Source organism: Hymenobacter negativus (assembly GCF_016056375.1).
In the GTDB taxonomy this organism is placed as follows: domain Bacteria; phylum Bacteroidota; class Bacteroidia; order Cytophagales; family Hymenobacteraceae; genus Hymenobacter; species Hymenobacter negativus_A.
The window spans coordinates 1-20,080 of sequence record NZ_JAEDAE010000014.1 but is presented as its reverse complement, the minus strand read 5'-3'; the positions used below and the strand labels follow the sequence as shown (position 1 = coordinate 20,080).

The 20,080-nt window shown below is 60.8% G+C and carries 17 protein-coding genes and 1 tRNA gene; 6 read left to right on the top strand and 12 right to left on the bottom strand.

Going from position 1 to position 20,080, the window contains the following annotated elements; genetic code table 11:
• Positions 1 to 10: 10 nt before the first annotated feature.
• Positions 11 to 2,008, top strand: coding sequence for a tetratricopeptide repeat-containing sensor histidine kinase (locus I7X13_RS20575; protein WP_198076931.1), 1,998 nt, complete (start codon positions 11 to 13; stop codon positions 2,006 to 2,008).
• A 29-nt stretch (positions 2,009 to 2,037) separates the two neighbouring features.
• A complete protein-coding gene (locus tag I7X13_RS20570) occupies positions 2,038 to 3,477 on the top strand; it encodes an amidohydrolase family protein (RefSeq protein WP_198076930.1) in 1,440 nt (479 codons plus the stop codon).
• 75 nt (positions 3,478 to 3,552) lie between these two features.
• On the opposite strand, the gene I7X13_RS20565 is transcribed toward I7X13_RS20570, so the two are convergent.
• From I7X13_RS20565 to I7X13_RS20555, 3 genes are all read right to left on the bottom strand, one after another.
• On the bottom strand, positions 3,553 to 6,198 hold the full coding sequence (locus I7X13_RS20565; protein ID WP_198076929.1) for a DUF5686 and carboxypeptidase regulatory-like domain-containing protein: 2,646 nt from the start codon (positions 6,196 to 6,198) through the stop codon (positions 3,553 to 3,555).
• A gap of 163 nt (positions 6,199 to 6,361) precedes the next feature.
• Positions 6,362 to 7,321: a ferritin-like domain-containing protein gene (locus tag I7X13_RS20560; protein ID WP_198076928.1), complete on the bottom strand. Its 960-nt coding sequence runs from the start codon at positions 7,319 to 7,321 to the stop codon at positions 6,362 to 6,364.
• A gap of 41 nt (positions 7,322 to 7,362) precedes the next feature.
• On the bottom strand, positions 7,363 to 8,148 hold the full coding sequence (locus I7X13_RS20555; RefSeq protein WP_198076927.1) for a ferritin-like domain-containing protein: 786 nt from the start codon (positions 8,146 to 8,148) through the stop codon (positions 7,363 to 7,365).
• A gap of 370 nt (positions 8,149 to 8,518) precedes the next feature.
• Between I7X13_RS20555 and I7X13_RS20550 the strand changes: the two genes are divergently transcribed.
• Positions 8,519 to 9,025, top strand: coding sequence for a regulatory protein RecX (locus I7X13_RS20550; protein WP_198070595.1), 507 nt, complete (start codon positions 8,519 to 8,521; stop codon positions 9,023 to 9,025).
• An 89-nt stretch (positions 9,026 to 9,114) separates the two neighbouring features.
• On the opposite strand, the gene I7X13_RS20545 is transcribed toward I7X13_RS20550, so the two are convergent.
• On the bottom strand, positions 9,115 to 9,750 hold the full coding sequence (locus tag I7X13_RS20545; protein ID WP_198076926.1) for a DUF4230 domain-containing protein: 636 nt from the start codon (positions 9,748 to 9,750) through the stop codon (positions 9,115 to 9,117).
• Positions 9,751 to 9,815: 65 nt separating this feature from the next.
• On the opposite strand from I7X13_RS20545, the gene I7X13_RS20540 reads away from it, so the two are divergent.
• Entirely contained in the window at positions 9,816 to 10,985 is a 1,170-nt protein-coding gene (locus I7X13_RS20540) for a glycosyltransferase family 39 protein (protein WP_198076925.1), read from the top strand.
• On the opposite strand, the gene I7X13_RS20535 is transcribed toward I7X13_RS20540, so the two are convergent.
• The 4 genes from I7X13_RS20535 to I7X13_RS20520 form a co-directional block, all read right to left on the bottom strand.
• On the bottom strand, positions 10,982 to 11,902 hold the full coding sequence (locus tag I7X13_RS20535) for a 1-aminocyclopropane-1-carboxylate deaminase/D-cysteine desulfhydrase (RefSeq protein WP_198076924.1): 921 nt from the start codon (positions 11,900 to 11,902) through the stop codon (positions 10,982 to 10,984). The two genes, I7X13_RS20540 and I7X13_RS20535, sit on opposite strands and share 4 nt — an antisense overlap.
• Before the next feature lie 83 nt (positions 11,903 to 11,985).
• Positions 11,986 to 14,523, bottom strand: coding sequence for a YfhO family protein (locus I7X13_RS20530; RefSeq protein WP_198076923.1), 2,538 nt, complete (start codon positions 14,521 to 14,523; stop codon positions 11,986 to 11,988).
• Between the two features lie 159 nt (positions 14,524 to 14,682).
• A complete protein-coding gene (locus tag I7X13_RS20525) occupies positions 14,683 to 14,949 on the bottom strand; it encodes a DUF4834 family protein (RefSeq protein WP_198070590.1) in 267 nt (88 codons plus the stop codon).
• Positions 14,950 to 15,042: 93 nt separating this feature from the next.
• The gene (locus tag I7X13_RS20520) at positions 15,043 to 15,480 is read right to left on the bottom strand and encodes a hypothetical protein (RefSeq protein WP_198076922.1); all 438 of its coding nucleotides are present in this window, start codon (positions 15,478 to 15,480) and stop codon (positions 15,043 to 15,045) included.
• A gap of 136 nt (positions 15,481 to 15,616) precedes the next feature.
• On the opposite strand from I7X13_RS20520, the gene I7X13_RS20515 reads away from it, so the two are divergent.
• Positions 15,617 to 15,692, top strand: a tRNA-Thr gene (locus I7X13_RS20515).
• Positions 15,693 to 15,762: 70 nt separating this feature from the next.
• Here I7X13_RS20515 and I7X13_RS20510 read toward each other — a convergent pair.
• The 3 genes from I7X13_RS20510 to I7X13_RS20500 are packed head-to-tail and all read right to left on the bottom strand — an operon-like array spanning position 15,763 to position 17,758.
• Entirely contained in the window at positions 15,763 to 16,548 is a 786-nt protein-coding gene (locus I7X13_RS20510; protein ID WP_198076921.1) for a geranylgeranylglyceryl/heptaprenylglyceryl phosphate synthase, read from the bottom strand.
• The gene (locus I7X13_RS20505; RefSeq protein WP_198076920.1) at positions 16,520 to 17,368 is read right to left on the bottom strand and encodes a hypothetical protein; all 849 of its coding nucleotides are present in this window, start codon (positions 17,366 to 17,368) and stop codon (positions 16,520 to 16,522) included. Before I7X13_RS20505 ends, I7X13_RS20510 begins: the two co-directional genes overlap by 29 nt.
• 12 nt (positions 17,369 to 17,380) lie before the next feature.
• A complete protein-coding gene (locus tag I7X13_RS20500) occupies positions 17,381 to 17,758 on the bottom strand; it encodes a phage holin family protein (RefSeq protein ID WP_198070586.1) in 378 nt (125 codons plus the stop codon).
• Positions 17,759 to 17,902: 144 nt separating this feature from the next.
• On the opposite strand from I7X13_RS20500, the gene I7X13_RS20495 reads away from it, so the two are divergent.
• Positions 17,903 to 19,042, top strand: a complete 1,140-nt coding sequence (locus I7X13_RS20495) for a DnaJ domain-containing protein (RefSeq protein WP_198076919.1) — start codon at positions 17,903 to 17,905, stop codon at positions 19,040 to 19,042.
• Positions 19,043 to 19,126: 84 nt separating this feature from the next.
• Here I7X13_RS20495 and I7X13_RS20490 read toward each other — a convergent pair whose 3' ends face one another.
• Positions 19,127 to 19,696 carry a fasciclin domain-containing protein gene (locus I7X13_RS20490; RefSeq protein ID WP_198076918.1) on the bottom strand — a complete coding sequence of 190 codons (570 nt, stop codon included), beginning with the start codon at positions 19,694 to 19,696 and terminating at the stop codon, positions 19,127 to 19,129.
• Between the last annotated feature and the right edge of the window lie 384 nt (positions 19,697 to 20,080).

Genomic DNA, 20,080 nt, shown 5'->3' with positions numbered 1-20,080 from the left:
AATTCCTGTAATGCCTGCCCCAGCCGCGCGCCTGCTGCTGCTATTCCTGTGGCTATCCTTCACTGGCTGGGGGCCGTGTGCCCGTGCCCAAACCCCGGCCACCGCCAGCCTGCGGCGCATGCTGGCGCATACTCCGGCCGACTCGACCCGGGTGCTGCTGCTGCTGGAACTGGGCCGCACCTACCGGGCCTCGCGGCCCGATTCGACGATGTACCTGGCCCAGGAAGCGTGGCAGCTGGCGCGACGGCTAAATTTCGACAAAGGCCGCGGCCGGGCCCAGGGCATGATTGGCATGGTGCTGCGCGAGCGCGGCGACCTGCCCAAGGCTTACGCCAACCAGTTAATTGCCATTCAGCTCAGCCGCCAAACCCACGACCCCGAAGGCGAAGCCTACAACCTGAACTGCCTGGGCAATATTAGCCTCGACCTGCGCCAGTACCCGCAAGCCATCGGCTACTATCGGGCTTCGGAGGGGCTATACCGCCGCCTGCACCGGCTGCCGTGGGTGGCAGGTGCCCTCACTAACCTGGGCAGCTGCTACGAGAAGCTCAACCAGCTCGATTCGGCGCTGGCCCTGCAGCAGCGGGCCGAAGCGCTTATTGCCCAAAACCGGCGGCCCCGGCTGGCCGTGGCGCTGGCGCTGCGCAACATGGGCGTAGTGCAGGCCCGTCTGGGTCATTATCCGGAAGCATTCGCCTATTACCGCCGGGCTCTGCACGAAACGCAGGCGACCAACGACTTGCGCAACCGCGCCATGGCGCACTACCACATGGCCCTGCTATTTGAGCAACTGCACCAGCCCGATTCGAGCCTGCAGCACGCCCGCAACGCCTTACGCCAGGCCCAGGCCGTGTCGTATCGCCTCACGGTGATGGACGCCGGGACGCTGCTGGCGCGGCTGTACCAGGCCCGCCACCGCCCCGACAGTGCCTTTCATTACCAGAGTCTGGCCGGAGTGGCCCGCGACAGCCTTTTTGGCCCCGAGAAATTCCGGCAGCTGGAATTGCTGGCCTTTACTGAGCAGCAGCAACAGCTCCGGCAGCGGGCGGCGCAAGAGCAGCAAACGGCTGATTACCAACGGGCCGGCCTGCTGGCCCTGTTGGGCGTTTTGCTCACGGTGGCGCTGCTACTCGGCTGGGCCAACCGCCGTCAGCGCCGCGCCAACCGCCTTCTTAACGAGCGCAACGCCCAGATTGAAGCCCAGCGCAATGCCTTGGACGAGGCTCTGACAGAGGTACGGGCTATTCAGGCCCAGCTGGTGGCGGCCGAAAAATGGGCCTTCGTGGGCGAGCTTTCGGCTGGCATTGCCAATGAACTGCAGAATCCGTTGGCTTTCATGCGCAAGTTTGCCGACGTGAGCGTGGGCCTGCTCGACCACGACGGTACCACCCCGCCGGACGGCCTGGAGCAGCAAATACTGGATGGCTTAAAACAGAACCTGCACGAAATCAGTGCGCACGGGCAGCGCGCTTCGGCCATCATCGCCGATATGCTGGCGCACGCCCGCCCCGGCCCCCGGCTGCCCGTGCCCACCGACCTCAACGCCCTAGTGGCTCAAAACCTGCGCTTGGCTTATCAGAGCGCACCAGACCAGCACCTCACGCCCGCCGTGGAGCTGGAAACCCATTTCGATGCGGCCGTGGGTACCGTAGCAACTGTGCCGCAGGAACTGGGCCGGGCGCTGCTGAACCTGTTCACAAACGCCTTTTATGCGGTGCGGCAGCATCAGCAGGCCAACGGCCCCGGTTTTCAACCGCAAGTATGTGTGCGAACACGCCGCGCCAGCGAATGGATTGAGGTTGAGGTGCATGACAACGGCTTTGGCATTCCGGCCAGCATGGTAGAGCGGGTGTTCCAGCCCTTCTTCACCACCAAGCCGGCCAGTGATGGCACCGGCCTGGGGCTGTCGCTGGCGTATGACATTATTACGAAGGGCCACGCGGGCACGCTGACCGTCGAAACGCAGGAAGGAAAGTTCACCCGGTTCACGGTGCGCTTGCCGGGCTAACTTTGCCGGACCTGCTTGTCACCGCCCGCATGAGATTGTCCCGAGTTGTTTTTGGTTTGCTGGCCGCCGCGCTGCTCACCGCGTGCGCCCGCCGCCCCACCAAGCTGGAGATTTACGACGTGGTTATCAACCACGTCACCATCGTGGACGTGCGCACGGGCCAGCTCACGCCCAACCAGGTGGTGGCCATTGCGAAGGGCAAAATCGTGAGCGTGCAGCTGGCCGACAAGGACAGCTACGCCGCCCGGCAGTACGTGAACGGCAACGGCCGTTACCTCATCCCCGGCCTGTGGGACATGCACGTGCACTTCCGGGGCGGCGACAGCCTGGCCGCGGCCAATAAAAAAAGCCTGACCCTGTTCCTGGCCCACGGCGTCACCACGGTGCGCGACGCGGGTGGCGACCTCACGCCCAGCATTTTCCAGTGGCGGCGCGACATGGACGCGGGCCGGCTGGCCGGGCCGCGCATCTTCACCTCCGGCCCCAAGATTGATGGGCCGGGCGCCTACTGGCCAGGCTCGCTGGAAGTCGAAACCAAGGCCCAAATCAATAAGGCGCTCGACTCGTTGCAGCGGCTTAAGGTGGACTACGTGAAGATTTACGACAGCAAGATTTCGGGCGCGGCCTACCTCGAAACCATCCGGCAGGCCCAGCGACGCGGCCTGAAAACCACCGGCCATATGCCTTACTCCGTGAAGCTGAGCGACGCCGTGAAGCGCGGGCTCGACGCTACCGAGCACCTCTACTACGTGTTTAAAGCCTGCTCCGGCAAGGAAGACAGCCTCACCTCGCTGGTGCGCAACAGCCTGGGCACAAGCAAGCCGATGGGCCTGTTTGCCACGCTACCGGCGGTATATGATACTTACAGCCCGGCCGCCGCCAGCCGCATCTTTGCCCTCATGGCCAAGCGCCACACGGCCGCCGTGCCCACGCTCTACATCGGCAAAACGCTGACGGAGCTGCCCGAAAACGACCACGCCCGCGACACCCTTCTGGCCTATATCGACCCCAGGATTCAGGCCACTTACCAGCGCCGGCTCACCAGCGCCCGCGTGCAGCCACTGGCCAGCCAGAATTTCAGCAAGAAACTGGAAGCCAAATTCATGAGCATGATTCCCACCATGCAGGCGGCCAGCGTCACGCTGCTGGCCGGCTCGGATAGCGGCCCGTTCAACTCATTCGTCTACCCCGGGGCCTCGCTCCAGGAAGAGGTGATTTTGCTGGTGAAAGCCGGCCTCACGCCACTGCAGGCGCTGCAAGCCGCCACGCTCAATGGCGCCCGCTTCATGGGCGTGGCCGAGCAAACCGTAGCCATCGCCCCCGGAAAAGACGCCGACCTGGTGCTGCTGACCGCCAACCCGCTGGAAGACATCGCCAACATCAAAAAAATCGACGCCGTGATTTCGCGCGGCAAAGCCTACCCGGCCGCCGCGCTGGCCAACATGATGCGCGCCATCCGTAATAAATAGAAGGGTGTGAGGGCATGAGGGTAGGAGTTATTACTTCTGTTAATTCATACCCTCACACCCTCTTGCCCTCCTACCCTAAAATCCCACGCCTATCCGCAGGCCCGTGCCCAACCGCTGGCCGCTTTGCAGGGCGGTGTAGAAATCCACCCGCAGCACTTTCAGGATGTGCTCCACGCCCGCGCCCAGCTCCACGTAGTGGCCGGCCTGAGCGGTGGTGAGGTAATTGAGAGACACAACTTCCTGCCACTTCAGCTTGCGAAATAGCGGGACTTTGTTGAAGATGAAGCCGTTGAAGTGGTGGTCGTAGTGCGCTTCGAGGTAGGTATTGTTGGTGCTGAAGCGGTAGTAGTCCAGCAGCTGGTAGTTGCTGAAATTGCCGGCCAGGATGGTTTGGTTGCCGGAGAAGTGGCGGTAATCGATGAAGGTCATCCCTTCCTGTTTACCCACGAAGCCGCCCACGTTCACCCGGAAGTTACTGGTGCCCAATAGTCCCAGCGGCACGGCATCGCGCACGCCGGCTTGCAGCAGCAGGTAGCGCACATCGGCCCCCAGCGCGTGCGGCACGGCCAGCCGGCCCTGCACGTTGAAGGTGGGCCATTTCGAGCCGAGGTTAAATCGGCCATCGGGCCGGCTGATGTAGCGCTGGCCGGGCTTGAAATCGGCCGACAGCGCCAGGGTGAGAATGCGGCTGCGGCCGAAGCCGGTATCGGGCAGCTCGTCGCTCACGGGCCGGTTTGGGGTGAAGGCGCGGCCTGGCACGTCGTGTAGCAAGCAGTCGGTGGTGTTGTAAAGTTCGTGGCGGTCGAAATAAGCGGCAGTGGTCAGGAGCGTGAGGCCCGTCAGCGGCTCGGTGAGGTAGCTGAGCTCGGCCCCGTCGCGACGGTAAAGCTTGGCGTAGTTGCGGTTGTCAAACAGCGTGTAGAGCGTGTTGATGAGCGGCGTCACCTGCGAGTTCTTGTCGAAGTTCTCGATGGTGCGGCCGGCTTTCAGGCCGATTTGCTGGCGGCGGGCCGGGTGCAGTTGCCAGCTCGCTTCCAGGCTGGGGTTCAGCTCCTTGCTGCTGAACCCGTAGCGCAGCACCGGCGTGATGCTAAAATTCCGCCGGTCATCGGTGCGCTTGCGGAAGGTGGCCTGGGCGTTGAGCACAGCCCCTTCCACGGTGTTGTACTGGAAAATCTGCGACACCGGCAGCACGTAGAACGACGTCTTTTTGAAGCTATTAACGTGCGTGTAGCCGCCCAGCAGCAGGCTGATGGGCTCGAACTCGTTGCGCTTGCGGTCCATCGAATCCTGGTAAGGACGCGAGCGGCGGATGACCTCAGTGCTGTCCTTCACGCGGTAATCCTTCTGTTCCTCGGCCGTGAGGGGCACTGGGCGCACAGCGTCCCAGTAAGCCGAGTCGCGCTCATTCACGCCTTTTTCCACCAGCTGCACCTCGCCGCGCGGCATCTGGGCGAAGATGTCGTTTTTGAGCGAGTCGCGCTGGGCTTGCTTCACTTTTTTGCGCACCTGGGCGTTGAGGCCGCGCAGGTCGGGCTTGCGCTTGCGGATTTGGGCGGCGGTTTCCTGGCCCACAGGGGCATTTTTGCCCTCGGCCACCACGGGCGGCGCGGCCTTGGGTTCGGGCGGTGTGGGGTAGGTAGGTACCACGTTGGCATAGTTGGAAAGCACGGCCGTGATGTAGCCTGACCCTTTGAAGCCCAACCCCGAAAGATTTGCCGTCACCTGCTGCGACTGAATGAGCCAGACATTGGGATTACCCGGCGCGGGCGCGTACTGTTGGGCCAGGTGCAGCTCGTCCACGTAGTCGAGCTGAGCATCTTTATCCAGGTGCAAATCGACGGAATGGATGCGCCACGAGCCGTCCACGATGTAGATGAAGCCCGCGAAAACGGGGTCCGTCCGGCGGCGCGGCACCACCCTAATTTTGTGCACCAGCACGCCCCCCTGCGGGGTGCTGCCCACCAGCTCGTACTTGTAGAACAGCATGGCATTGCCCGCGATGGGCGACACAAAGCCACGCTCCGAGAATCCCGGGTTTATCAGGTTCTCGTAGAAGCTCAGGTTGCGCCCCGCGCTGGCCCGGTTGAAGCTGATGCCCCGCGAGTCGCCGCTGATGCGACTCGACAACATCTTTTCCTTCACAATATTAGGCTGTGTGAAGCTGAAATCCGACACGGTTTCGGAGAGGTAAAAAATTCCCTTTTTGATGTCTGGCCCCAGCTTGAACAGGCCCATGATTTTGGCAGGCGTGTCGGTGATGCGGCCCAGGGCCTTGATGTAGATGCGGGCGCGGTAGGCCGCCACCTCGCGCTTGTGGTAGGCCCGCCACTGCTGCGCTTCCTGGATGATGGCATAGGCTGGGTCGCGGTCGGATGATTTCACCAGCACCTCGCCTAGGTTGTACGCCTCGGGCTGGAGCATAACGTTGACGGTGAGCGTGGAGTCGCCGCCCGGCACGCGCACCGGCTCGATGTGCTGCTTGTAGCCCACGTATTGAAAGACCAAATCATACTGCCCGGCCGGCAGCCGCAGCTGAAACTGCCCCTGCTCGTTGGCACCCGTGCTGGTGGCCGCGCCGCGCACGGCCACGTTGGCGAAGGCCAGGCCGGCCTTATCAGCCCCGCTCACCGTGCCCCGAATTACGCCGGCACGGCTAAGGATTGGCGTGCTGCTCAGCAGCAAAATCAGAAAAAACCAGCGCAGCGAAAGTGGCAGCATAGAATACAGCGGCAGAAAAGGCCCCGTCAAGGTACGGCCCCAATTCCACTGATTCCTGCCGGCCGGAATAGGTTGCCTGCGGCTCGTCCTGCCCGCCGGGGCCACCCAATAAAAAAGGCAGCCCGCCGGGCCGCCTTTTTACCTTGATTAAAGCGAAAGAACCTTATTTGAACAGCGCCGTGGGGTCGGTGGCGAAGTTCTTGGCAATGGCCTTTACAGTGGCCGCGTCGAGGGGCTCGTCGAAAGCTTCGGCCCCGGCTCCGGCGCCTACCCCGGCCACCAACGTTTGCGCGTTGAGAACAGGATTAGTGCCTTGGCTCACATTGCTTTCGTCCGGGAACTTGGCGGCATCGGCACCGCGTTTGTAAGGGCCGACCAGCGCGGGGGCACCGGCCACGTTGTAGTTATTGGGCAGCGGCGGGGTGGTGGGTGTCTCGTCGGGCGTAATCCAGCTTTTGGGAGCGGTGGCACTCTGAATGCCGCCGCGCCGCAGCGAGCGAATGCGCGAGGAATGCCGGGCCTCCACCGAGTGAATGTTGATGGCCGCCTCCAGAATATCCTTCTGGGTGATGAGGTTGGCCGCGCCGCCTTTGTAGGCGCGCACGCCGGTGTCCACAAACTGCTGGCCCACCATCAGGAAATCGGCGGCGCTGGTGAACGTGGTGCCCAGCGTGGCAAACAGCGCCGGCCGCTTGCCGCCCTGCGAGCCCGTGTAGTCGAAAGCCGCCCGGGTGGGGTCGGCTACGGCGTCGCCCTTCAACACCCCGCGCAGGGTGTTGATGTGCAGGTTCTCATCGTTGAGGATGATGGTCACAGCGCCTGTCTGCTCCGGGTTCAGAATGTTGGAGGCCAGGGCCGTCTGGTAAAAGTATTTTTCGAGGTACTCCAGCTGCAGCGCCAGGTTGAGTGTCCCAACGATGAGTGGGTCGAGGCCGCTGCCCGTGCCGGTGGTTTGGCCGTAGGCTTTGCTGAACAGAGTGCTCACGGCCAGGGGCAGCGCAGCGGCCGAGGCCTTTTTGCCGTACCCCAGAAAATTGCGGAACACGGCGCGGCGCGAATCGAACCGGTCGTACACCTCGGGGTCAACTTTGGCTATGTCGTTGATGATTTGAAATAAGTCCATGAGAAGGCTTGATTAGGGGATGGGGGAGGCACCGGAGGCGCTTAAGCAAAACTGTTGGCGCTGAGCTTGGAGTTGGCCGCCAGGAACTTGTTGGCCGTTTCCAGCACCACCGGCGGGCGCTTCGAGCGTTCCATGCCGGTGCCGGTGAGGTTGCCGGTGCCGCCGGAGTTGTTCGGCGTGCTGGTGGTCAGGTCCACCACGTCATTCGCCACGAAGGTGTTCTGCGTCAGCAGCTCCCGGATAGCGGCGGCGTGCCGGGCTTCGACCGACACGATTTTGCCGGCCAGCGTGAGGTAATCCACGCTGCTGATGAAGCGGGCCGCCCCATTGTAGGCGGCCACGCCCAGGTCTTCGAATGCCATGGCGGCGTTGAGCACCCCCATCTTGGCGGAGCCGGCGGCGGTGGTCCGCTGCGAGAAATCGATGCCGCTGAAATCAGGCTGCAGGCTGTCGGTGATGCGGCCGCTGGTGATGGCTCCCTTGAAGAAAGCCGCGTGAATGGCCTCGTGGTCCTTCAGGTCCGTGAACAGGGCTTTTTCGGCCGCCGACGTGTTGGCGTTTTTGAAGTAGTCGCCGGCCACCACCTGGGCATAGAAAGCGGCTTCGAGCTGCTCCAGCGCGTAGGCATAGTTCAGGATGCCCGTATCGCCCGTGCCCACGTCGATGAAGCCGGCCGTGGGATTGTTGTCATCGTCTTTAGAGCAGCCGGCCAGCCAGAGGCCGCCCACGGCCAGGCCCGCGCCCGAGTAGCGCAAAAAAGAGCGCCGCGCTACCGGCGTGCCCAGACCAGCGGCCAGGTCCACCGAGGAATTGGTTGAGTTATGCATAAAAGGAAAATGTTGAGTGAATGAGGGACTGTCTGTTGTACGCCCCTGCTTTTTTCATGCCCCATCATGCCCCTCAAAACCCGTATAAATTCACTGAATATCAGTAATAAGTCGTAGAAGAAAGGCAGGCTTAACAAACTGTACTTAAGCCGATTACTGTTCAGGTTACAGCACATTCCCACTCCCGTTGGCAACGAACTGACAGCCATAATGGTTAGCACAGCAGACAGTGCCGCTGGCAGTCCGGCAGTGCGCTATGGCCCAGGCATTCCCGGAAACTGGCGCACCCTATCAGCAGCGTCCCCTCAGGCGCTGCCACCATCGAAGGGTAGCGCTACTTTGCGGTTTACCCGCCCCTCACCCCGTCTCCATGTTCAAAAACCCCGACAAAGCCCCCAAGCAGTACACGCCCGGCGAGGCCCTACAAAAAATTGCCGCCTTCTGCGCCTACCAAGAGCGCACCCAGAAGGAAGTGGAGCAAAAGCTAAAATCCTACGGCCTCGACGAGGACGAAGCCGGTGAAATCATCATCCGCCTAAGCCGCGAAAAGCTACTGGATGAGGAACGGTTTGCCAAGGCTTTTGTGCGCGGCCACTACCGCCAGAAAAAGTGGGGGCGCCGCCGCATCATGCAGGAATTGAAGCAGAAAGGCATCAGCGAATACTGCATCAAAGTGGGCATGAAAGAAATTGACGGCGAGGAGTATTACCAGAACCTGGTTGAGGTGATGGAGAAGAAGGACCGCCAGGAAAAGGAGAAAAACCCGCGTATACGCCGCATGAAAATCTCGCAGTACCTAACGGGAAAAGGCTACGAGCAGGATTTAATCAAAATGGCACTTGATGAGTTGGGTAAAGCACCGGAAGATGACGAATAATTGTTTGCCATGCTGATGCAGTAAAGCATTTGAGGAAAATGACCCAGCGGCTTTTCCCAGATGCCTCACGGCGCTCCTCATGACAAATACTACTGTTTCGGCCCCGCCGCCGGCATCACCAATTGCTGGCCCACTATCACGCGGCGCCCGGTGAGGGTGCGCAGCATGGGCACGAGAATCTGCTCGGCGTTACGCTGCGTCTGGGCCAGGATGCCGGATTGCAGGGCGGCATTGCGCACCTGCTTTTCGGCGTATTTATAGCCCTGGTCTACGAGGTCGGCATCCTGAAAAAAGCCGTTTTCGGTGCTGAAGACGCGGCTTTGGTTGTGGTTTACCTGGAAGGAGCACAGCTCCGGCGCGGGCAGCACTACGCGCACAATGGAGTCGCCCTCAAACACGACATCCTGTGGGCGGATTTTGCGCAGGTCGAGGCAGCCCACGGCTTCGCCGCCCACCACGAGGGCCACTTTGGCATCGGGCAGCAGCGGGTAGCGGCTGGCCCGGCGGTACTCCACGATGTCCTTGAACTTGTAGCGCACCAGCTCCAACTTGCCCAGGGCTTCAACCTGGGTGAGCACGGTGTTGTGCGTGACGGTGACTTTGGGCTCCGTATTCAGCGGGTTGAGGTCGGCGAGCGTAGGGCCGATTTTCTTCCAGAGAAACCACCCCAGCCCAACTAAAAATAACAGTGGCAAGAGGCGGCGAACGAGGCGGACTAGATTCATATAGCGTAAAGTACGCAGGGCGCGGCGCGGCGTTGGGCCGGGCAGTAGCCTAGCTTTGCGGCCTGATGCGCGCTCCCACTTCTTTCTGCTTGCTGGCCCAACGCTTGTGGCGGCACCACCCGGCGCTGCTGGTGGGGCTGTGGGTGCTGGTGCAGCTGCTGTACCTCCGCAAATTTCACGGGCCGTACTTCGCCAACGACAGCGCCCGCTACCTGGCCTACGCCGCCAACATTGCTGAGCGCGGCTATTTCGAGCCCGGCCACAACCTGCGCTACGTGCTCTACCCGCTGTTCCAGAGCCTGTGGCTGCGGCTGGGCTTGGGGTGGTGGGGAATCGTGGCGGGCCAGATGGCTATTTCGGCGCTGGCCACGCGGGCCGTTTACCAGGGCACGCGCCGGCTAAGCCACGGCCAACGCGGCGCGGCGGCGCTGGCCACGCTCCTCTTCATCGCCTGGCCTGATATTCAGCCCTTGAATGTTTTCCTGCTTACTGAGTCGCTGTTTATCAGCTTAGTCGCGCTGTCGTTCGGAGCCTTCACGCAGTTGCAAAGCGGCCGGCGAAAAGACTGGCTGGGGCTCATTGCCGTGTTAATCCTCACCGCTCTGGCCCGCCCCAACGGCTTCCTGGTAGCGCTGGCTGCCGCCCTAGCCGGGCTCGATGCCCTGCGCCGCCGGCCCGACCGCCGGCCGTGGCGGGCGGCGCTGCTTGCCCTGGTGCTGCTCTCTCCCCTGCTGTGGGTGGCCCTCAACCATCAGCTCGCCACTTACTACCTGATGGATACCTACCAGCGCGGCGAGCTGATTTTCCGCTACCAGCTCTGGGCTGTGCACCAAGCTGCACCGCTCAATATGCCGCCGCCCGGCACCGGCCCGGTGGCGCGGGTTGTGTATTTTGGGGCGCATAATCCGCTGTATCTGGGCCGATTGATGCTGGGCAAGTTGTTTGTATTCGTCAGCTACCTCAAGCCGCACTACTCGCTGGCGCACCGGATTATTGGCGTGGTGGTATTGTGGCCGGCCTACTGGCTGGCTGCGCGCGGCGCCGGGCGGACGGAAGTTTGGCGGCCGGCGCGGGTATTTCTGGCAGCCATTTTCCTGCTGCAAACGGCCATCATCATGCTGACTGTGGATGACTGGGACGTGCGGTTTCTGGCTCCGGTACTGACGGTGATATTCGTGCTGGCTTCGCTGGAAATAACCGGCTGGTGGGCTGACCCGAAGCCGGCTACGGTTTAGCGCCTGCTTCCGAACCGCTCCTGCCATCCGGCCCACGCCTGCTGCCCGCCGGTGTGGATAGCTACCACCGTGCTGCCCCGCCGGAAATAGCCTTTCCCAATCGAGTTCAGCACGCCGAACAGCAGCTTACCGGTATAAATCGGGTCGAGCAACACCCCATGCCGCGCCTGAAACTGCTGGATAAACGTCAATAATTCGACCGAGTATTTAGCGTACCCACCGAAGTGATAATCGGTCTGGAGCGAATAATTATCGAAGGTTAGCCCCGTCGTTGACTGCGTCAGCGCGTCGACTTCAGCGCGCAGGAAGCCGCCGTTTTTCAGCGCCACCACGCCCACGGCGTGCTGCTGGCCGGCCAAGCCGCTGAGTAGGCCAGCCAGTGTGCCGCCCGTGCCCACAGCCACGGCCAGCGCATCAAAGTCAACCTGCTGCCGAATCTCAGCCACAAGTTCGGCGCAGCCGGGCAGGGCCAGCTCATTCGTACCACCCTCGGGCAGCACGTAGGCCGGGCCAAAACGGGCCAGCTGTTCCGCAATAAATTCCGGCTCGGCCCGGCGGCGGTAGGCGGTGCGGTCGAGGTAGTGCAGGGCCATGCCATCGGTGGCAGCTTGAGCGAGGGTGGGATTCAGTGAGGCCCAAGCCGCCGGTTCATCGCCCCGAATCAAACCAATGGTGCGGAAGCCCTGTAGCCGGCCGGCCGCCGCCACGGCTGCAATATGGTTGGAATACGCCCCACCAAACGTGAGCAGCGTTTGGTGCCCTTGCTGCCGTGCCGCCAGCAGGTTGTACTTGAGCTTACGGGCCTTGTTGCCGGGCAGGTCCAGGTTCACCAAGTCATCGCGCCACAGCAGCAGGCGCACGCCATGGGCAGCGGCTACAGGCTCATCAAGAAGCTGGAGCAGGGATAAAACAGGCATCGGAGCGGCGGTAAATGAGAAAGGGGACCGAAGAAACCACCGTTTCCCCTATCCCCTTTCCCTTGTTCCTGAAAAGCGAAGCGCTACGCCAGCACCGGCGTATCGGCCAGCTCGTCGCCGCTGCGCTCGCGGCGACGGGCCACGTACACACCCGCGCCCACCAGCACCAGCAGCAGCGCGATGCTGGCCGCCAACGACACGCCATTGCCCACGGCGTAGGCCTTCGGCTCAAACTTGAATTCGATGGTGTGCGCGCCGGCTGGCACCTGCAGCGCCCGCAGTACGTAGTCGGCCCGAATGTGCGGCACCGGTTTGCCATCGATAAAAGCCTGCCAGCCGTCGGCGTAATAGATTTCCGAGAACACCACCAGGCCGTCGTGCGTGGCGTTGTAGCGGTATTTCAGCTCGTCGGGACTGTAGTTGGTGAGGGCGATGCTGGAGCCGGCGATGTCGTAGGTCGCGGCCTTTTGCTGCGGGAATTTGCTGGCGTCCACCACGGCCTCCGTGGCAGGGCTCAGGGTGCTGAGGGCGGCCATTTCGGCGTCGGGGTTGGCCACGGGCTTCACCGTGCTCACAAACCAGGCGTTGCCCAGCGCGCCGGGGTTGCGTTGCACCGGCTGCTTGGCATCGCCAGTTATGAGGTAGCGCATGTTCAGCATGTTCAGCACCTGCTGGTTGTTGTTCGCAATCTGGCGCTCAATCAGGTCCTGATAGCGGCGCAGCTTGGCGCCGTGGTAGCCGCCGATGCTCTTGTGGAAATACGAGGTCTGGGCTTCGTTGAAGGGATTTTGCACGTTGAGCACGCGGTAGCTCAGGTCCTTATCCTGCAAAATCATCTGGTCGGCCGCAGTAGGTTGGAATTCCTCGGCAATGGTTTCGCGCTGGAATTTATTGTCGCCGAGGTAGCGCTTGTCCACGCCCCACAGGTCCACCAGCATCAGCACCACCATAATGGCCGCCGCCGGCACCAGTTTCAATTGCCCCTTCAAGTGGAAGTACAGCACGCCCAACGCCGCGCCGATGAACAGCAGCCCACGCCACACGTCGTTGCGGAGCAAGTCGGCCCGGTCAGCCCGCAATGCGCCCAGCAGTTGCGGAGTGAAGCCCTGCTTGGTCAGCTCGCCATCCACAGGGGCCGCAAAATCAAAGCTGAAGCTGGCCAGATACGCTAGCACGCACAGCCCGGCCGCAATAGCACCGGCATACAGAACCTTGGGCAGTAAAGCCGCCGCATCAGCCGAAATCGGGGCCTTGGTACCTGGCAATGCAGGGGCCGTAGCCGGGCGAGGCCGCAGGATGCGGCTCAGGGCTAACGCGCCTAGAATGGGCATGGCCAGCTGTGCAATCACCAGCGCCATGCTCACGGCGCGGAATTTGTTGTAGCCCGGCAGCAGGTCGAAAATCAGGTAATTGAACGTCTCAAAATTCTTGCCCCAAGCCAGCAGAATGGAAAGAATAGTGCCCGCCAGCAGCCAGTAGCGCGTGCGCTTCTCCACCACAAACAGCCCCAGAATAAACAGGAAGCACACCACCGCGCCCATGTACACCGGCCCGGCCGTGTAGCTCTGCTGGCCCCAATAAGTCGGCATCGAGCCCAGATATTCCTGGGGCAAACCGGCTTTGGCAAGGTTAGAGTCGGTGCTGAGCGGCATGGAGCTGGCCCCGCCGTAGAAGTTGGGAATCAGCAGCGTGATGGTTTCGCCCACGCCGTAGCTGTATTGGAAAGCGTAGTCGCGGTCCACGCCCGTGCCTTCGTCCTCCGTTTTGGGGGCCGGTGCCTCGCCGGGCGGGGTCGGGGCCGGCGTTTTCAGTTCGCTCGGGCCGCGGTTGCTGTACTTGCTGTATTCGGCGGTGGTATAAAGGCGGCCAAAGCTCACGCCCACGGCCAGCGCCGCGCCCAGTGCCAGCAGCGCCGTGCGCTTGGCAAACTCGGGCAGGCGGCTCGCCCGTGCCGCTGCCACCAGCTCGATAATCCCGAAAATAGCCACCAACAGCAGCAGATAATAGGTAATCTGCAGGTGGTTGACGTGCACGTTCAGCGTAAGGCCCACCGCGAACAGGGCCGCTCCCAGCCACTTATCGCGGCGGTACGTCACGAGCAATCCGCCCAGCACCAGCGGCGCATAGGCCAGGGCCAGGCTCTTGGTGTTGTGACCGGCGGCCAGAATGGCGAGATTGTAGCTCGAAAAGCCCAGCGCCACCGCGCCCGCCACCGCAATGAGCGGCCGCACGCCCAGCGCCACCAGCAGAATGTAGCCACACAGCAGTGCCAGAAACAGATTGGCTACCACGGCGGGCAGGCCCAGCGTCATGGCCTTCTGCAAGTAGCCCGACCAGTCGCCTGGGAAGTGCAGGCTGATGAGGTAGGTCGGCATGCCCGAGAACATGGAATTTGTCCACAGCGCCTCCTTGCCCATCACCTTGGCGTATTCCTGCGCCTCGTGCGCCCCGCCTTGGAACTGGGTTATGTCGTGCTGGGCCAGCGTCTTGCCATCAAACATGATGGGCGCGAAATACGCGCAGGCCAGCACCACGAAAAATAGCACCGCCAGCACGTGCGGCAAAGCCCGCTGCCACCACGGCGCGGACGAAACAGAAGGAGCAGAAACAACAGCAGCCATCAGGGCAATTTTGGGGAAAATGAAAACGTGCCCGAAGGTACAGTAGAACCACGCTATAGCTTCCAACGCGAGGTTTTACAACGCAAAAAGAGGTTCCGCCAAGCGACACGAATGTCAACCCGACGAAACCTCCGTATTGCTTCAAAAAGCTTTGCGCCGCTATTTTACCTCCTCAAAATCAACGTACTCCCCGCCTTTGAAGCCATGTGAATGGTTGGCGTGACTGGCCGTAGGCGGCACGTAGTCCACTCGTACTTCGCCGGGGCGGGAAGTGGGCCCGCTCGCAGGCCGCGCCTGGGGCGGCACCACAAAGCCCCCATTGCGCATCTGCTTGCGCACAAAGCCGCTCAGCGCCAGCCGCAGCACAATGGGCAGCAGGTAGCGAACGGCGAAAAAAATCAGAATGAAAATGAGCCAGAATTTCATGTAGTCAAAAACGTAAACGCCACCGCAAAGTACGGTCAGCGCCTGCTGACGTGCGAACGGCGCTTTTGCTTTGTGCCAACGCCCCGCTTGTTCTTATCGGTTCCGCAAGGCCCGCGCCACGGCTCCAGCCACCAAGCCGCCCATGGTATACCACGCCACCGTCATGGCCTGGGTTTGCGGCGTGCGGTTGGTTGGGGCCGTGCCCAGGCCCATTGGCCCGGGCAGCAGCACGCCGCCCACCCCAGCCAGCGCCCCCAGGGCCAGGCCACGCTCCAGGGCATGGCGGCTACTTCCCACCATGCTGTAATACAGTCCATTGCTCAGCATATCGCCGGCCATCGTCACATTAAATAACGTGTCGTTATCGGGCTGCGGAGCATCCGCTTTGCCGAGCAGCTTGCGCAGGCCGCGCATGCCCAGCACATCCATGCGGGGCGCATCTTCGGGGCGAAGTCGGCGGACCGTTTCGTGCAACAGCGTCAGGGCCACAGCACCGGCCAGGCCAGCAGTCAGGGAGGGTAGTAATTTCATAGGTCGACCGTTTTGTTCTCATTGCAAACGCACGGCGCGGCGTTCGGTTGCTAAATTTTTCTCTGCCAGTGGTTGCGTAGCTTCCGGCCTATTGCCTATCTTTGCAGCCCCTTCCAAAACCGTTGGTCGGGCACAAGCCGATTTAGCTCAGTTGGTAGAGCAGCTCATTCGTAATGAGCAGGTCGTTGGTTCGAGTCCAATAATCGGCTCCAAATAAAAAGGCCCTGAAACCACCTTGCGGTTTCAGGGCCTTTTTATTTGGCTAAGCTGCCAGCCCCATGGCTATTGAAAAACCCGCCGCGAAGCTGCCACTTGATTAAATGAGGCAACTACGTCTGACACTTCGGCCAGAAACGCTGGCTTGGCCTCAATGTGGTTGCCCACCACCACCACGTCTGCTCCAGCGGCAAGAGCGGCATATACTTTCTCGCCCGAATTCAGCCCGCCGCCCACGATAAGCGGCGCACTCACGGCTTCGCGTACGGCGGCAATCATGGCGCCCGAAACCGGATTTTGGGCTCCGCTACCGCCGTCGAGGTACATCAGCTTCAATCCTAGCTGCTCGCCAGCCAGCGCGGTACAGGCCGCAATGCCCGGCTTATTGTGCGGCATGGGCGTGGTGCCGCTCATGTAGGATGCCGTCGTTTGCCGGCCCGAATCGACCAGCATGTAGCCCGTCGATAGCAGCTGCAGCCCGCTGGCCTTGAGGCGCGGCGCGGCCACCACGTGCTGCCCAATCAGAAAATCCGGGTTGCGCCCCGAGATGAGTGAGAGCAATAGCAAGCCGTCAGCAGGCCCATCGAGGTGCATGCTGTGGCTTGGAAACAACAGCACTGGTACATTCGAATGGGCCTTAATTAACGTGATGAGGGCAGCCTGATGCTCACTAAGCACCAGACTGCCTCCCACAAAAAAGTAATCGACCGGATGCGCCTCGCTCAGGCTGAGCAGGTGCAGCAGGCTGGTTTCATCTAGGTTGTCCGGGTCGAGCAATACGGCCAGCGCTTTGCGGCCGTGCTGCTGCCGGGCGCGCAGCGCATCATAAAGACTTAGGGGGGTTGGACGCATCCGAGGAGTCAGAAGGAGCAGACGAGGCGACGGGAGAAGCTCCGGTTTCGGCCTTGGCGTAGCCGGGAGAAGTCGCAAGGTCGGCATTTTTGTCCGCCGGGAAAAACTCGCCTACTTTTTTCGTCACCATGGCCAGCGCCACGGCAGCTGCCTGAGCTACCAGCACCTTGCCCGTATCGGACTGCAGAAAAGCCTGCAACACCGAACCTACCATGCGCGAGCGCGAATTGGCGGCGCTGGCAGCCGGCGCGGGCTCATCGAAAGCGTGCGAGGCGGGCAGACGACGGCTGTCGTCGTAAGGCAAATCCTGAAAAGGGTCTTCCTCAAATTCCTCATCGGCAAAGGCTGCGCCGGCTGCAAAAGGAACCGTAGAAGCCTTTTCCGAAGAATAATCCTGTGAGTGCGAACCCGTGGAGCCAAAACCCAAATCATCGGCTTCGTGCGCGTGCTCGTGGTGCTCCACAAAAGCGCGGGCCGACTCCTCGGCCGATTTGTGCGCCAAGTCGTCGCCTTTTTTGGCTTTTTTATCCTTTTTTCCTTTGTTACTGGAATAGTAGTCGGCTCCAAACTCGTAGTCGTGGTCGGCCTCAGCGTATTCAGCTGCGTGCGTCTTGCGCTTGCGCTTTTTGCCGCCAATCAGCTTGGTGATAAGCCACACGCCACCAGCCAGGCCTGCGCCCACCAGCGCCACCTTACCTACTACTACCGACTGGTCCTTGATGTGGTCTACGTCACCCCGCAGGGCGCGCTCGTATTCCAGTTTTTTGCGCTCGAGAAATTCCTTTTCCTCTTCGAACAGGGGGTTTTGCAACTCACTCATGCTAGGGTTGGCTTAAGCTTGGCGTTTGTCAGATTTGTAAATAGTATCCTTGAGCACCTTATTGGCAAGGCCCTGGAAGGCGGTTTTATCAACTCCTACCAGCACCAGCACCAGCAGCACCAGGTAGAAGCCGGCCACAATGCCAAAGCCCCAATATGGGCTATCCAAAGCAGCATTCAGTGCCAGCCCGGCAAAGATGCTCACGAAGATGACGAACAGCAGCCCCAGAATAGCCAAGGTTGCGCCGTGAATGGTACCCACGAAAATGGTGGACACTTTTTGCTGAATTTCCAGCCGAACCAAGTCGATGCGGGTATCAAGGTACCCGGTGAGGTTTCCAATCAGGCTGTCATTGCGGGGAGTTTTGGAGGTATCGTCGTCGTTGAACATGCGGCGCGAAAATGGAGTGAGACAAGAAAAAAAAGCCCGGCAGTTTCTTTGATTTCGCAGAAAAAAGCAATGGACCGCGCCGGTTCTACGGAAAATTTCGGCGCGTGGCTGACTTTTGCACTCACCTTTGTGTTTGTCGCTAGCGTGAGTCAGAATCATTACCAAGTTCTTGGAGTTGCCCCCACCGCCCCGGCCGCCGATATCAAGCGTGCCTACCGGCAGTTGGTCGTGCGCTACCACCCCGACAAGCACGGCGGCGACATACGCTACGAGGAGCAGTTTAAAGCCGTCGCTGTCGCCTACGGCATCCTCGGCGACCCTGGTCGGCGCGCCACCTATGACTTCCAGCTAGCCCAGGCCGCGCGCCGCGCCGCCGAAGCCCAGCGCCAACAGCAGCAGCGCCCCGTCTCACAGCATGTCTACGGCGTGCCCATGCCACCGCCGGCCCCACTCCGTACCCGCCCACCCGCCGGCAGCCGCGAGCGCCACTACCAGCGCATTCCCCGCCAGCGCCCCACCTTCAACCGGCGCGACTGGCTATTCACCCTCCTCTTCATTGCAGGCATCGTACTCTTTGCCATGGCAGTAAAGGCAACCATGGACCGCGTCTCAGCCAATAGCAACTACGCCGATGGCCTGCGGGCTTACGCACGCGGCGATTGGTCGGCTGCGTACAGCTTCATGGATGAAACCCTTCACTTCCGCCCCGGCTACGCTCCAGCCCTACGCCGTCGCGGCGAATTGGCGCGTTTTAGCCTTCAAGATGCCCATGCGGCCCGCCTCGATTTTCAGGACGCACTCCAACAGCCCCAATCCCGCCGCCTCACCGCCGACCTACTGTACCAATTAGGCCGCTGCGAGGCCGCCCTCGGCCGCGCTAGCACTGCCGAATTCAACTACACTCGTTCCTTAGCATTAGACAGCACCCGCAGCATAGCTTACTTAGCTCGAGGCGAAACCCGCTTGCTTGACCTGCACCAGCCCGCTCTGGCCGTGGCCGATTTTACCACTGGTCTAAGCCAATACCAGCGTGCCGGCCGCAAGGCTCCTTGGCACTACGTGCAACTGCGCGGTGTGGCCTTCGCGGCCCTCTCTCGCTACTCCGAAGCCCGCGCCGATTATTTACGCGTAATCCAAGCCAACCCCAACGATGGCCGCAGCTACTTCCTGCTCGGAAAGCTGGCGTCTCACGCCGGCGATTCCACCGCTGCCTGCGAGTTCTACCGCCGCGCCCTAAGCCTAGGATATGAATACGCCCGCACGGCCCAAGCCGCCTGCCATTAAATAGCATCTCTCATAACGCAAACAACCGCCGCTGGCCAAAGCCAGCAGCGGTTGCCGAAGTTGCATTCAGAAGCTTGCAAAGCCTTACATAGGCATCAGCACGGTGTTCACTACGTGAATAACACCATTACTCTGCAGCACATCGGCGATGGTGACGGTAGACACGCCGCCTTTTTCGTCTTTCAGCTCAAGAGTCTTGGGCCCCTTCATCATGGCCGTCAGAGTGCCGCCACTCACCGTCTTAAGGGTAGCCTTACCACCACCAGCCTTGATTGCTTTCATCAAGTCAGCCGAAGTCATACGGCCGGCCACCACGTGGTAAGTCAATATTTTGGTAAGAGTAGCCTTGTTTTCTGGCTTCACCAGCGTTTCTACCGTGCCAGCGGGAAGCTTATTAAAAGCCTCATTAGTCGGCGCAAATACCGTGAAAGGACCAGCACCTTGCAGCGTCTCAACCAGACCAGCAGCTTTCACCGCTGCTACCAGCGTAGTATGGTCTTTCGAATTAACCGCGTTTTCAATAATGTTTTTCGTGGGGTACATGGCCGCACCACCTACCATCACGGTCTTAGTCTTTGATTGAGCCGAAACAGTAGTAGTGGTAGCAACGCTGAACAAAGCAACGACAGCGAGTGAAAACAATGTCTTTTTCATGGTTATGAAGGAATGCTTGGATGTTTTGGATGATGTCCCACCTACGCCACGCCTTCACATAGCGGATTGCCTCAACAGTAAAGTTTTATTCCAAAACGAAAATTGCCAGAGCATTCACCAAATACAAAACACTTATAATCAAACAATTTACACAATAACACCACGATATAACTTGCCATAATCCTGAAATCAATAAATTCTTACAGCATTACAGTTAAGCCTAGTTTTACTGCAGCCCAAACCTTATTAAAGGTGCATTGCCTACTCACGTCAGAGAGGATTAGAACCCTTGCCTGAATGAAAAGGCTTTAACAGCAAAATCCCCGCTTGGTTGCTGGCGAAAGCATCCAAGAGGGGATTTCCTTGATAAGGTTGGCGGCGACC